Below are 14,372 nucleotides of genomic sequence, written 5' to 3'. Positions count from 1 at the left end.
ATCCATGTAAAGAAGCCGGCATGCCGGCCTCCTCCGGTTAATCGGAACCGCTCAGTGGCGGAAGTGACGCACCCCGGTCAGCACCATCGCGATGCCGTGCTCGTCGGCGGCGGCGAACACTTCTTCGTCGCGCATCGAACCGCCCGGCTGAATGATGGCCTTGATCCCCTGCTCGGCGATCACGTCGATGCCGTCGCGGAAGGGGAAGAAGGCGTCGGACGACGCCACCGCGCCCTGCAGGCTCAAGCCGGCGTCGGCCGCCTTGCGCGCGGCGATGCGGGTGGAATCGACGCGGCTCATCTGGCCGGCGCCGATACCGGCAGTCTGACCATTTTTACAGAAAACAATTGCATTCGACTTCACATATTTGGCCACGCGCCAGGCGAACAGCAGATCGGACAGCTCCTGCGGCGTCGGTTGACGCTGGGTCACCACGCGCAATTCGTCCAGGCCCACATTGCGGATGTCCGGCGTCTGCACCAGCACGCCGCCGCCGACGCGCTTCAGTTCGAAGCGGTTGGCGCCGATCTCCAGCGGGATTTCCAGCACGCGCACATTCTTCTTGGCGGCGATCACGGCCTTGGCTTCCTCGGTGAAAGCCGGCGCGATCAACACTTCCAGGAACTGGCCGGTCACCGCTTCCACCGTGGCGGCGTCCACCGGGCGGTTGAAGGCGATGATGCCGCCGAAGGCGCTGGTGGTGTCGGTGGCGAAAGCCAGCCGGTAGGCGCTCAAGGTGTCGCCCGCCACCGCCACGCCGCAGGGGTTGGCGTGCTTGACGATGACGCAGGCGGTGTCGTCGAAGGTCTTCACCGCCTCCCAGGCGGCGTCGGCGTCGGCGATGTTGTTATAGGACAGTTCCTTGCCCTGCAGCTGACGGTAATTGGCGATGGAGCCGGCGGCCGGGTCCAGATCGCGATAGAAGGCGGCCGCCTGATGCGGGTTCTCGCCGTAACGCATGTCCTGCACTTTGACGAACTGGGCGTTGAGGCGCTTGGGGAAGGCCACGCGTTCCGGCTTGCCCGCCAGCGCGCCGTCGGCCAGGCTGGTCAGGTAGTTGGAAATCGCGCCGTCGTAAGCCGCGGTGTGGGTGAAGGCCTTCTTGGCCAATTCGAAGCGGGTGGCCTTGGACAGCGCGCCGCCGTTGGCGCGCATCTCCTCCGCCAGCGCCGCGTAATCGGCGGCGTCGGTGACGATGGCCACGTGCGCCCAGTTCTTGGCGGCGGAACGCACCATGGTCGGGCCGCCGATGTCGATGTTCTCGATCGCGTCTTCCAGTTCGCAGTCCGGATTGGCGATGGTGGCTTCGAACGGGTAGAGATTGACGCAAACCAGATCGATGTTGCCGATCTCATGCTCGGCCATCTTGGCCACATGCTCCGGCAGATCGCGGCGGCCCAGGATGCCGCCGTGCACTTTCGGATGCAGGGTCTTGACCCGGCCGTCCAGCATTTCCGGAAAGCCGGTGTAGTCGGACACCTCGGTCACCGGCACGCCGGCGTCGGCCAGCAGCTTGGCGGTGCCGCCTGTGGACAGGATGTGCACCCCTTGGGAAGCCAGGGCCTGGGCGAATTCCAGAATGCCGCTCTTGTCGGAGACGCTGATCAGCGCGCGTTCGATTTTGCTCATGGTTCTCTACCGCGTTAACTAAAAAGGAACACAAAAAAAACCGGCCACCCTATTCGGTATGGCCGGTTTGTCTTCATATCAAATCATAAGACTTCATCTTTTTACGCAGGGTGTTGCGGTTCAATCCCAGCAACTCCGCCGCCCGGGTCTGATTGCCCTGGGTGTGTATCAGCACCACCTCGAGCAATGGCTTTTCCACGCAAGCCAACACCATGTCGTAGATGGCGGAGGGGTTCTCGCCATCCAGGTCCCTGAAATACTGTTCCATCGCCAGCCGCACCGACTGCGAGATATGGTCATTGTTCTGCATGGTTATTATTCTGTCCAAGTCTGATTGGAATTAGCCATCCACCACCGTCTCCGAGTCGTGGTCCAACGCTTCCCCAGCGCCATCCAAATACACCAGCCGTTCAGAGTCCCCGGCCAAACGGTCGAAATAGGCCGCCACGGCCAAGCGCTGCTCCGCCGTGGACTCGAGTTGGTACATCTGCTGGCGGAACGCGTTGCCGCCCTGCAGTCCCTTGGTGTACCAGGCGATGTGCTTACGGGCGATGCGGCAGCCCGAATATTCGCCGTAAAACTGGTATAGCTCATCCAGATGCCCCAGCAAGAGCTGGCGGATCTCGCTCACTTCCGGCGGCGGCAGGCATTCGCCGCTCTCCAGAAAATGCTGGATTTCGCGGAAAATCCACGGCCTGCCCTGGGCCGCCCGTCCTATCATGATGGCATCGGCGCCGGTATGTTCCAGCACCCACTGTGCTTTCTGCGGGGTATCGATGTCGCCGTTGGCGATCAGCGGAATCCGGATCTGCCGCTTCACCTCGCGTATCGTGTCGTACTCGGCCGCGCCGCGATACATATCCTCGCGGGTGCGGCCGTGCAAGGCCAGCGCGGCGATGCCGCAATCCTCGGCCAGCTTGGCCACCCGCAGCGCGTTGCGGTGTTCCGGGCTCCAGCCGGTGCGCGTCTTCAGCGTCACCGGCACGTCCACCGCCTTGACCACCGCCTCCAGGATGCGTCCCACCAGCGCCTCATCGCGCAGCAAGGCCGAGCCGGCGGCCACATTGCACACCTTCTTGGCCGGACAGCCCATATTGATGTCGATGATCTGCGCGCCGCGCTCCACGTTGAGCCGCGCCGCCTCGGCCATCTGCGCCGGATCGGAGCCGGCGATCTGCACCGAGATCGGCTCCACCTCGCCGGCGTGGTCGGCGCGGCGCAAGGTCTTGGCCGTGGTCCACAGCGCCTTGTTGGAGGTGATCATTTCCGATACCGCCATGCCGGCGCCCAATTGCTTGCACAGCATGCGGAACGGTCTATCCGTCACCCCGGCCATGGGCGCCACGATCAGCCGGTTTTTCAATGTGTACGAACCAATGCGCATGCTTGCGAAACTCTGGGATAGCTGACTGAAGGGCCGGTATTGTAAAGCTTTTTCCCAGGAACGTGGATTTTTTTTGCTTATTTTTTGAGCAAACCCCATAGCGTCAAGCCATGGGGTCGCGGGGATGAGGTGGAAGTTGGCCGATAAGCCGGGTCTTGTCGTTGGACAGTCATTCCTCTAGGCCTGCCGTTACCGACAGGCTCAAGCGACCTACCCGGGGATATACGCGAGCAACGTCAATTCCCCCTATTTGGTCTTGCTCCGGATGGGGTTTTGCCTGCCGTCCGTGTTACCACGTCCGCGGTGCGCTCTTACCGCAGAATAGGGCACCACACCCTATCTGTCCGACCGGGCTCTCGCCCGGCCAGTACACCTTTTCACCCTTGCCTGATCCGTCTCGCCGCTTGCGCGGCGAAATCAAGAGTCCACATCCTTGCGGACGCTTCCTCCGGCCATCGGCGGTTCAGCTCTCTGCGCCACTTTCCATCGCCTCACGACGTCCGGCCATTAACCGGCATCCTGCTCTGCGGAGCCCGGACTTTCCTCCCCGTCCGTTCTTGCGAACGAACGCAGCGACTGCCTGGCCAACTTCCGGCCGCCATTCTACCCGATTCCGCCCCGGCCGGCCCGACATTTTGCCATGACAAACGCGATAATCCCTTATACTGGCGGGTCCATCGAGCGATAACGACAAAAACATGGAGTTGAATCAGGCCAAGCTGTCCCGTCTGCAATTGTTTGGCACGCTCGCCATTGTGTTCATGCTGGCGCTGACCTTGTCCAGCTACTTCCTGCTGAGCAGCTGGAACGATTTCCAGGCCCGCCAGCACACCATACGCCAGGACGCTTACGCGCGCGCGCGCGACTACCTGCGCTCCTACGCCGACCACGCCGCGCAAACCCTGTCCGCGCTGCGCGAACGCACCAACGACACCCTGAAGCAAAGGCTGCGCGAACAGGTGGACCAGGCCTGGAACCTGGCCGACGCCATCTGGCGCCAGGAACGCCTGCGCCGCCCGCCGCATCAGGTGCAGCGGCTGATCGCGGAGGCGCTGCGGCCGCTGCGCTACTTCGACGGCCGCGGCTATTTCTTCATCGACGGCCTGGACGGACGCTGCGTGCTGCTGCCCACCGCGCCGCAGCTGGAGGGCGGCTCGCTGCTGGCCAACCGCGACGATCAGGGCCGCTACATCATGCGCGCGCTGATCGAATCGGTGGACAACCCGCAACAGCGCGGCTTCAGCTCCTACCGCTGGTACCAGCCGGGCCGCGGCGAGATGAGCGAGAAAGTCGCCTACGCCCGCCGCTTCGGCCCCTACAACTGGCTGATAGGCAGCGGCGAATACCTGAACAACGTCGAAACCGACATGCAGAAGCAAGGCCTGGAGATGCTGGCGCGCATGCGCTTCGGCCACGACAGCGGCGACTTCATGATCATAGACCGCCACGGCGTAATCCTGCTGGACCCGTCCAATCCGGCGATGAACGGCAAGCACTACTCCGCCCTGCCCGGCGCCGACCGCGGCCGCATCGCCGAACTGATCCGCCGCGGCAAGCAAGGCGGCTTCATGGAATACCTGATCAGCAGCCTGGACGCGCCGCAAGGCGAACGCTATCTGTCCTACGCGCGCCAGTTGCCCGGCTGGGACTGGACCCTGGTCACCAGCCTGCGCGTGCAATCGATAGAAGACAGCAGCCAGCGAGCGCGCCAGGAGCTGGAGCGCAGTCTGCGCGAACGCATCGTCGCCACCCTGCTGCTGACCCTGGCCGCCCTCTTGGTCGCCGCCGCTTTCTGCTGGTTCTTCCTGCGCTGGCTCAACGCGCTGGTGCAGCGCTACCGCCAGGACTTGCAGCAAAGCCACCTCTCGCTGGAACAGCGCTCGCGTGATCTGCGCCTCAGCCACTTCATGGTGGACAACGCCACCGATCTGATCGCGCTGCGCAACGCCGCCGGCGACATCGTCTACTGCAACCAGGCAGCGCGCCAACGGCTGGATTGCGGTTGCGACGCCGCGACGCTGACCCGCGCGCTGTTCCGCCCGGCCGCGGACGCCCTGCCCCATACCTTCGACGCCCGGCTGCAGTGCTGCGGCGAGGAGCAATGGCTGGAAGTCACCGTCAGTCCGCTCAACTACCAGGGCGAAGACTATCTGTGCGCCACCGGCCGGGACATCACCGCGCGCCGCCAGACCGACCGCCAGCTGCGCCTGGCCGCCAAGGTGTTCGAATCCAGCAACGAGGCCATCCTGGTCACCGACCCGGACAACCGCATCCTGGCGGTCAACCGCGCCTTCTGCGCGATCACCGGCTACGAGGAGGCCGAGGCGCTGGGCCAGACTCCCGCCCTGCTCGCCTCCGGCCGTCACGAACCGGCCTTCTTCGAAAACATGTGGCAGCAGCTGACCCAGCGCGGCCAGTGGTCCGGCGAGATCTGGAACCGTCGCAAGAACGGCGACATCTTCCCGGAATGGCTGAACATCAGCGTGCTGCAGAACGAACAGGGCGAGATCAGCCACTATGTGGCGCTGTTCACCGACATCTCCGAACGCAAGGAGCAGGAGGCGCGGGTGCAGCATCTGGCCGAATACGACGCGCTGACCGATCTACCCAACCGCGTGCTGATCAACGACCGGCTGCAGCAGGCCATCCGTCAGGCCGAGTTGCGTCAGGGCCAGCTGGCGGTGCTCTTCGTCGATCTGGACCACTTCAAGAACATCAACGACACCCTGGGCCACGGCCTGGGCGACGAATTGCTGAAACAGGCGGCCGGCCGCCTAAGCGCCGCAGTGGGCGCGCTGGACACCGTCGGCCGCACTGGCGGCGACGAGTTCGTGCTGATCCTGCCGTCCATCGACCAGCCCGGCGAGGCTGCGCAAGTGGCCGAGCGCGTGCTGGCCGCGATGCAGCGGCCCTTCGACATCGGCGCCCATCAGCTCAACGTCAGTTGCAGCATAGGCATCAGCCTGATGCCGGACGACGGCCGCGATCTGCAGAACCTGCTGATGAACGCCGATCTCGCCATGTACCACGCCAAGGCGCACGGCCGCAGCACCTTCCGCTTCTACACCCGGGAAATGAACGTGGAGGTGGCCGAAAGGCTGCATCTGGAAACCCGGCTGCGCCGCGCCATCGAACACGGCGAGCTCTACCTGGTTTATCAGCCGCAATTCAATATGAGCGGCGAACGCCTGCTGGGCTGCGAGGCGCTGGTGCGCTGGCGCGATCCGGAACACGGCCTGATCATGCCTTCGCGCTTCATCCCCATCGCCGAGGACACCGGCCTGGTGGTGCCGCTGGGGCGCTGGGTGCTGGGCGAAGCCTGCCGCCAGGCGGCGCAATGGTACGACAGCGGCCTGCGCCCGGTGCGCATGGCGGTCAATGTCTCGGCGCGGCAGCTAACGCGGCCGGACTTCGTCGACGATGTGCGCGACGCGCTGCAAAGCAGCGGCCTGCCAGGCTACTGCCTGGAGATCGAAGTCACCGAAAGCACGCTGATGGAGGACGCGGACTTCGCCGCTCGCCAGCTGGCGGTGATCAAGGCGATGGGGGTGCGGCTGTCCATCGACGACTTCGGCACCGGTTATTCCAGCCTGGCTTATCTGAAGCGCTTCGCGCCGGACACCATCAAGATAGACCGCTCCTTCATCATCGACCTGCCGCAGGACGAGGAAAACGCCGCCATCGTCTCCGCCATCGTCCACCTGGCCAACGCGCTGGGCATGGATACCCTGGCCGAGGGCGTCGAGCATCCGCAGCAGCAGGACTATCTGGGCAAGCTCGGCTGCTCGGCGATGCAGGGTTATCTGCTGGGCGCGCCGCTGTCCGCGGAGGCGATGGAGCAAAGAATGGACGCGCTGCGGCAACGGCTGTCCGTCTGAATCCGGCCCGGCGATGCCGGGCCGGCAAGCTCAGTCCAGCGGCCGGTTCGCCGTCTCAGGCACCATCGCCAGCCCTATCATCGACACCAGGATGCACAACACCGCGTACAGCGCTGGCGCGTTGGGATCGCCGGTCAGCCGGATCAGGCCGGCGGCGAAGAACTGGGCGAAGCCACCGAAAATCATCACGCCCACGCAGTAGACGATGGACATGCCGCTGGCGCGGATGCGGCGCGGAAACAACTCCGGCAGCACCGCGATGCTCGGCACCGCGGTCAACACCAGCGGCACCGTCAGCAGCACCACGACCAAGAGCAGCGTCGGCAGGCCGGGCGCGGCGTTCAACAGCATGAAGCCCGGATACAGCAAGAGCAGCAAGACCAAGCGCGGCCACAGAATGGAACGGCGACGGCCGACGCGGTCGCTCCAGCGTCCGGCCGCCACCGACAGCAGCACTTGCAACAGAGCCGCGGTCGACGCCGCCCAGATCGCCACCGCCAGCGGCATGCCCAGCACCGTCACCGCGTGATTGGCCAGATAGTGGGCGATGATGAAGTTGGGCCCGGTGCCGCCTATGGTCAGCAATACCCCGGCCAATATCTGCCGCCCGTGCCGGCGCAGCAAGGGCCCGGCCGGTTCCGTCGTCGCCTGCGGCGCCACCGCCGAGGCCGCGGTCTCGTCCAGCTGGCTGCGGATATACTCGCCCACCGGAATCGCCAGCACCCCGATGGCGAACACCAGCCGCCAGCCCCAGGCCTCCATCGCCGCCGCCGGCAACAGCGCGCTCAGCAAGCTCACCGTCAGCGTGCCGGCCAACACCCCCAGGCCCTGGCTGAACAGCTGCCAGCTGCAGTAGTAGCCGCGCGACTTGTCGTCGGCGTACTCCATCAACATCGAGGTGGCCGCCCCCACCTGGCCGCCGACGGCGAAGCCCTGCACCAGCCGCCCCAGCACCACCAGCGCCGGACCGAGCAGGCCGGCCTGGGCGTAGGTGGGCGCCACCACGAACAGCATGGAGCCTATCGCCATCAGCCACAGGCTCAGCCGCAGCGCCGGCTTGCGTCCCTTGCGATCCGCGTACAGGCCGATGACGATGCCGCCTATCGGCCGGCTGATGAAGCCGGTGCCGAACACCGCGAAGGACAGCATCAGCTGCAGCAGCGGCTCGTCGCTGAACGGAAAGAACAAGCGCCCCATCAAGGTGGCCAGCGCGCTGTAGACGATGAAGTCGTAGAACTCCAGCGCATTGCCCACGGTGATGGCGGTGATCGCGCGCCGGCTGGGCGCGGCCGGCCGCGCCGCCGACAACTGGGCGGCCGTCATTGCCCGCCCCCGGCCGCGCCGCCCAGATAGCGCTCCACCAGCTTGACCCAGTAGCTGGCACCCACCGGCAAGGCCTGGTCGTTGAAGTCGTAGCCGGGGTTGTGCACCATGCAGCCGCCCTCGCCGTCGCCATTGCCTATGATCAGATAACAGCCCGGCACCCGCTCCAGCCAGAAGGCGAAATCCTCGCTGCCGGTCAGCGGCGGCATCTCCGCCACCACCCCGCCCTCGCCCAGCCAGTCCACGGCCACCTGCCGCGCCAGCGCGGTGGCCGCCGCGTCGTTGACCAGCACCGGATAACCGTCCTGGTAATCCACCTCGGCGCGCGCGCCGAAGCCGGCGGCCTGGGCCGCGGCCAGCGTCTCGATACGTTGGCGCAGCAAGGCGCGCACCTGCGGCCGCAAGGCGCGTATGCTCAGCCGCATTTCCGCGCTCTCCGGAATCACATTGGGGGCCTCCCCGGCCAGGATGGCCCCCACCGTCACCACCGCCATGTCCAACGGCGACACATTGCGCGCCACCACGCTTTGCAGCGCCATCACCAGGGACGCGGCCACCACCACCGGGTCCACCGCCTTGTCCGGCACCGCGCCGTGGCCGCCGGTGGCGCGGATGCGGATCACCGCGGTGTCGGCGGAGGCCATGAAGGGGCCGGGCCGGAAGCCCAGCTGGCCCACCGGGAAACCCGGCATATTGTGCATGGCGAAGATGGCGTCGCAGGGGAAGAGCCGGAACAGGCCGTCGTCCAGCATGCGCTTGGCGCCGCCCTTGCCCTCTTCCGCCGGCTGGAAAATCAGATGCACGGTGCCGCTGAAGCTGTCGCGCCGCGCCAGCTCGCAAGCCGCCGCCAACAGCATCGCGGTATGGCCGTCGTGGCCGCAGGCGTGCATTTTTCCCTCCACGCGGCTGGCCCACGGCAGGCCGGTGGTTTCCTGGATGGGCAGCGCGTCCATATCGGCGCGCAGGCCTATGCTCGGCCCCGCGCCGCGGCGCAGGGTGCCGACCACGCCGGTCACGCCCAGTCCTTCGTGGATCTCGTAGCCCCAGTCGCGCAGGCAGCGGATCACATGGCGGCGGGTCTCCACCTCCTCGAAGCCCAGTTCGGGGTGGGCGTGGATATCGTGGCGCAGCGCGATCATCGCCGGGGCGATATCGCGGATGCCGGGCAGAATGGGGGCGTTCATGGCGTCGTCTCCTTGGTGTCTATCACGCTCTTGTCGCACACTGTCGTGGCGACGACGGACGCGGCGCCGCGACTGCGATCCCAGACTAGCGGCAATAGTTAATAGGTGAATAGCCACAGAACGGTGATCGAGAACACTTCTGGTTGTCGGTTTGGAGAAGAGATGAAACTGCAGCAACTGCAAGCGCTGATCGCGCTGGCCGACGGCGGCGGCATTCGCGCCGCCGCCCGCATGTTGGATCTGTCCCAGGCGGCGGTCAGCAAAACACTGCGCGAACTGGAGGAAGAACAGCGACTGCCCCTGCTGCAACGGCACGCCAGCGGCGCGCGGCTGACCGAGGCCGGCCGGGCCTTGCTGATCCACGCGCGCCAGGTGGCGATGCAGCTGGAGCGCGCCCACGGCGAGATGGAGGCGCTGCGCGGCCAGCGCGACGCCAGGCTGTGCATAGGCGTCACGCCTTGGCTGGTGCCCACGCTATTGCCCGAGGTGGTGTTGCGCTTTCGCCAACGGCTGCCGGCGATCCGGCTGGAATTGTTCGAAGGCCTGCTGGCGGTGGCGCTGCCGCGGCTGCGCGACGGCCAGATGGATTTCGCCATCAGCCCGCTATTCGACCCGCTGGCTCAGGAGTTCCATTGCCAGCCGCTGTTCAGCCACGGCGGCCGGGTGTTCGCCCGCAACGGCCATCCGGCGCTGCGCGCGCAGTCCTTGGCCGAACTGCTGGAGCAGGATTGGGTGGTCAATTACAGCCCCTCCAGCTATCGCCACGTGCTGGACCGGCTGTTCACCCGCCACGGCCTGGTCATCGCGCCGGAACGGCTGATCTGCGCGCAGTCGATGGCGCTGCTGGCCGGCCTGGTCCAGGCCGGCATGCTCAGCTACGGGCCGGAGCCCTTGCTGCTGTGCCCGGAATTCGCCGGCAAGACCCAGGCCTTGTCGCTGCGGGAAGACATGGAGGATATCGTCATCGGCGTAATCAGCCTGCAGGGGCAGGCCCACGGCTACGCCGCCCGCTGCTTCATCGACTGCCTGCGGCAGACGCTGCGCCAGCGCATGCGCTCGGCCCGGCCGGAGGACCGGGCCTTGGCGCGGATGCTGACGCTGCGGTTTTAGAGGCCGTTCAAAGCCTGCGCGCTTCGGCGACGCCGCGTCGCGCTCAATCGAAGCGCAAGGTGTAGCGCGACTCCACCGAGGCGTCGGTGCCGGCCCGCAACACCACCGACCAGCCCCTGCTCAGCTGATACGCCAGCTTCACCGCCTGGTTCGCGCTGGTCACGCCGTACTCGTAGCCCAGATACAGTTCGCGGGTCAGCTGGCGGCCCACCGTCACCACCTGCTCCGCCGGACTCACCGTTCCGTTGGCCAGGGTCTTTTCCTTGCGGCTGGACACGCCCAGATCGTCGAACAGGCCGATCTGATCGTTGAGCGAGCCGGCCAGCATCATGCCGGCGGAGGCCGCCAGATCGTTGTCGTCGCGCTCGCCGCTGGCCGCCCGGCCCAAGACCAGCCAGGCCAGCTTGTCCTTTTCCGACATCGGCTCGTCGGCGATCAGCCGCACTTTGGGCACCGACACCGAACCGCTGACTTCCACTCCGGCGCCCACCGGCGACAGCCGGCGCTTGGCGCGCACATTGAGCAGGGGGTTGTCCAAAGGGCCGTTGAAGGTGATGGCGCCGTACTCGATGTCCAGATCCTGGCCATAGGCCTTGTAACGCCCCTTGACCACCCGCACCTGGCCCTTGGCGCCCGGCGCTTCGCCCGGATTGGCGCTGACGCGCACCGAGCCGGTCAGATCCACGTTCAGGCCCTGGCCGGAGAAGCGGAAGTGCTCGCCCAGGTCCAGATCCAGCGCCACCGTCAGCGGCATGCTGGCGAAGGCCGACGGCTCCGGCCCCGGCCGGCCCTTGACCATCACATCGTCGCCCAAGCTGGGCGCGCCGAACTTGGGCAGGCCGATACGGCCCTGGTCGGCGCGGATATGGCCGGTCAGCGACAGTTTGCCGGCCACCATCGCCAGCTCCGTGCGGCCAGACACCACCAGGCGGCGGTTGGGCCGGTCGAACACGCCGAACTTGCGCAATTCCACCGCCACCCGCGCGTCCGGGGTGTCGCCGCTGAGATCCAGCGCGCCGCTGGCCGCCACCTCGCCTTCGCCGCCGGCGAAGCGCAGACGGTCCAGCACCAGCTTGCGGCCGTCCAGCCGCGCCAGCAGGCTGCCGTCGCCCAAGCGGATGCCGGTGCGGCGGTCCGCCAGCAATAATTTGTCGCCGCGTATCGTCCCTTGGGCCATAGGCTGGCTCAAGGCGCCGGTCAAAGCCAGATTGGCGCTGATCTGGCCGCCCAGCTCCAGCGAAGGACCGGCGAAGCTGGCCAGCGTCGCCAGCGAAGGCACGCTGGCGCTGACCGTGGCGTTGAGCGGGGTCTTGGCGTCGATGGCGCCGCCGTTCCACGGCACCGAGCCCTTGCCTTGCGCTTGGGCGTAGCGGCTGTCCAGATTCAGGTCGAACAGCGCGCGCCCGCCGTCCAGCGTCAGGGTGACGGCGGCGGTCTTCAGACCCAAGGCCACGTCCTTGCCCTTGTCGCCCGGCAGCTGCACGTCGCCGCCGGCGCGACGCAGCGTGAACTGGCCCTTGGCGTTGGCCGCCAGATTCAGGTTCCAGTCGGAATCGAAGCTCAGATCCTGCTTCACCGGCAGGCTGAGCAAGGGCCCCAGCTCCGCCAGCCGCAGGCCGCGCGCGGAGCCGCGGGTGCTGAGCGCGCCGTTGGCGCCGCGGTTGAGTTCGGCCAGGGTGATGCTGCCGCCCAGGGCCGACAGCCGGGCGTTGCCCACCTTGATCTGCTCGCCCAGCTCCAACGCCACCGGCGCCAGCAGGCTAAGGCCGGGACGGCCGCTCAACTCCAGCTTGCTCAGGGTGCCGGCCCAGGGCCCGGCCTCGCCGCGCAGACCGCCGCTGGCCGCCAATTGCAGCGCGTAAGGGTGGTCGGCCAGGCGGAAACGGCCGTCCAGTTGCAGGCCGTGGCGCGCGCGCGTGCCGTTGGCGCTGGCGCGCAGCTGCTCGGCGCGGAAACCGCCGGCTTGCAGCGCGGCCACGTCCAGCTTGAGTTGGAACGGGCTGTTCTGGTCGGCCTTGACGTTGCCGCTGAATTGCATGCTCTGCACGGCGATATTGCCCGGTAGCTTCAGTCGGTCGGCTTGCAGATTGGCGCTGATCAACGGCGCCTTGGGCGTACCCGCCAACTCGCCCTGGCCCTTGACCACGCCGGAGAAGCCGGGGCCGATCAGGCCGAGATTGGGCGCGTCGATCAAGAGTTTGAGCTTGTCGCCGGCGGCGCCGTAAGCGCCGTTGGCCTGCAGCCGGTTCTGCGCTAGCTTCAGATCGGCGCTGAGCGACTTCAAGCGTTCGCCCTGCAGCTGCAGATCGGCCCCGCCGCTGAGCGGCGCGCCGGACAGCTTGCTGGGCGCGAATTGCAGCTTGGCCGCCACGCTCAGCGGGCTGGCCAGCTGGCCCTTGGCCTGCAAGCTGGCGTTGAGGTCGCCGCTGGGCAGGCCGGGCTTGAGTTTGGACGGGTCGGCGCGATTGAGCTTGCCGTTGAAATCGAACAGCTGCTTGCCGTCCAGGCCCAGTTGACCGGCCAGCGCCAGGGTGCCGACGCCGGCGGTCAACTCCGCCTGCCGGATCAGCAGCGCCGGATGCGGCGCCGGCGCGAAACCGACATCGGCCTTGGCTTGCAGGGTTTTGCCCTTGAGTTGGGCGAGGATGTTCGGCCCGCTCAAGGGGCCGTCCAGCGTCACCCGGCCGTCCAGGCTGTCGTCCGGCGCGTCCGCGTGCAATTGTCGCAGGCCCAGCTTGGAGATATCCAGCGCCAGCTTGAGCCTATCCGGCCGCAGCTGGCCGGCCAGGCCGATTTCACCGCCGGCGATCCGGGCGCGGGTATTGAACAGCTCCAGCGCCTTGTCGTCGGCGCGGAACTCGCCGGCCAGCAAGGACAGCGGCAGCCGCTGCTCGGACAAGGGGCCGGCCAGCTCATTGAGCAGGGTCAGGCCGCCCTTGACGCGCTGGCCGGCGTCCGGCTCGGCGAACACCGCCAGGCTGAGCTTGGCGCGCGGCCATTCCGGCAGGATGGCCTGCGGATTGATGCCGGCCATGCGCGCGTCCAGCCGGGTGAAACTGTTGAAGGGATTGCTGGCAAAGGGCAGCAGGCCGCCCTTGACGTCAGCCACCAGATCTTTGCCGGACAGCTCGCCGTCAAAGCTCAGGTGCAGCAGATTGCCACCCAGCGCCAGCCGCGCCTGATAGGGAATCTTGTCCAGCTCGCCGTCGGCGCTGAGCTTGCCCTGCAGTGCGAAGGGCTTGGCGTCGGCCAATTGCAGCGCCGCCGCGGCCTCGCCCCAGGGCGAGCCCAGGCGCTTGAGCTTGAGATCGTGGCGCCGGCCGTCGTAGACGTAGCCGGCTTCCAGGCCGTAGAGCCGCAGCTTGGCCGGCTCCAGCGTCACGCTGGCCACACTCAACCGGTCCAGGCGGACGCCCAGGGGCAAGGCCAGCGATTCCGGCGCGCCGCTGGATGGGGCGGCCGGCGTCGGCTTGACCGCCACCTTGACGTGGCCCACCGCCAATTGCCTCACCCACAATTGGCGCTGCCACAAGGCGCTCGGCCGCCAGTCCAGCTGCACGGACTCGATGTCCACGTCGCTGCCGGCGCTGCGCACGCGCACCTCGCTCAGTTTGAAGCCGTCCCACAGCGTGCCTTCGGCTTGCTTGACACTGACGGCGTTGCCGCTGAGGCCGCCCAGCGACTGCATCAGCCAGGCGAAGCCGGCGCGGCTGCCGGTCAGCCAGGCGCTGGCGGCCAGCAAGAGCGCGATCAGCAGCAAAGGCAGCCACAGCAGCCAGCGCCAGCGGCGGCGCTTGGGCTTGGCCGGCGGCGGCGGCGCGGTGTCGGGAGTTTGGGGAGTGTCGGTTTCGCTCATGAATGCAT

General features: G+C 67.0%; 8 protein-coding genes and 1 other RNA gene. 2 read left to right on the top strand and 7 right to left on the bottom strand.

Annotated features, from left to right (window positions below; genetic code table 11):
* Positions 1-51: 51 nt before the first annotated feature.
* The 4 genes from purH to rnpB all read right to left on the bottom strand — a co-directional run bounded on the left by purH (position 52) and on the right by rnpB (position 3,605).
* Positions 52-1,629, bottom strand: coding sequence for a bifunctional phosphoribosylaminoimidazolecarboxamide formyltransferase/IMP cyclohydrolase (gene purH / locus QUG03_RS01725; protein WP_107801029.1), 1,578 nt, complete (start codon positions 1,627-1,629; stop codon positions 52-54).
* Positions 1,630-1,702: 73 nt separating this feature from the next.
* A complete protein-coding gene (fis, locus tag QUG03_RS01720; RefSeq protein ID WP_019100932.1) occupies positions 1,703-1,939 on the bottom strand; it encodes a DNA-binding transcriptional regulator Fis in 237 nt (78 codons plus the stop codon).
* Between the two features lie 30 nt (positions 1,940-1,969).
* Positions 1,970-3,013: a tRNA dihydrouridine synthase DusB gene (dusB, locus tag QUG03_RS01715; protein WP_107801030.1), complete on the bottom strand. Its 1,044-nt coding sequence runs from the start codon at positions 3,011-3,013 to the stop codon at positions 1,970-1,972.
* Positions 3,014-3,141: 128 nt separating this feature from the next.
* Positions 3,142-3,605: RNase P RNA component class A (gene rnpB, locus QUG03_RS01710), an RNA gene on the bottom strand.
* A 106-nt stretch (positions 3,606-3,711) separates the two neighbouring features.
* Here rnpB and QUG03_RS01705 point away from each other — a divergent pair.
* A complete protein-coding gene (locus QUG03_RS01705; protein ID WP_227105627.1) occupies positions 3,712-6,891 on the top strand; it encodes a bifunctional diguanylate cyclase/phosphodiesterase in 3,180 nt (1,059 codons plus the stop codon).
* A 30-nt stretch (positions 6,892-6,921) separates the two neighbouring features.
* On the opposite strand, the gene QUG03_RS01700 is transcribed toward QUG03_RS01705, so the two are convergent.
* Together QUG03_RS01700 and QUG03_RS01695 are read right to left on the bottom strand one after the other, a co-directional pair.
* Positions 6,922-8,214 (bottom strand): MFS transporter, encoded by a 1,293-nt coding sequence (locus tag QUG03_RS01700; protein WP_227105628.1) that lies wholly within the window; start codon positions 8,212-8,214, stop codon positions 6,922-6,924.
* Positions 8,211-9,398, bottom strand: a complete 1,188-nt coding sequence (locus QUG03_RS01695; RefSeq protein WP_107801033.1) for a M20 aminoacylase family protein — start codon at positions 9,396-9,398, stop codon at positions 8,211-8,213. The genes QUG03_RS01700 and QUG03_RS01695 overlap by 4 nt, the downstream gene beginning before the upstream one ends.
* 162 nt (positions 9,399-9,560) lie before the next feature.
* Here QUG03_RS01695 and QUG03_RS01690 point away from each other — a divergent pair, with 162 nt between their 5' ends.
* A complete protein-coding gene (locus QUG03_RS01690) occupies positions 9,561-10,508 on the top strand; it encodes a LysR substrate-binding domain-containing protein (RefSeq protein WP_500819220.1) in 948 nt (315 codons plus the stop codon).
* Positions 10,509-10,551: 43 nt separating this feature from the next.
* On the opposite strand, the gene QUG03_RS01685 is transcribed toward QUG03_RS01690, so the two are convergent.
* Positions 10,552-14,364: a translocation/assembly module TamB domain-containing protein gene (locus tag QUG03_RS01685; RefSeq protein WP_500819219.1), complete on the bottom strand. Its 3,813-nt coding sequence runs from the start codon at positions 14,362-14,364 to the stop codon at positions 10,552-10,554.
* Between the last annotated feature and the right edge of the window lie 8 nt (positions 14,365-14,372).

It is taken from the genome of Chromobacterium sp. CCUG 30098 (assembly GCF_059916605.1).
The sequence above is the reverse complement of the archived record's forward strand: the minus strand, read 5'-3'. Positions and strand labels throughout refer to the sequence as shown.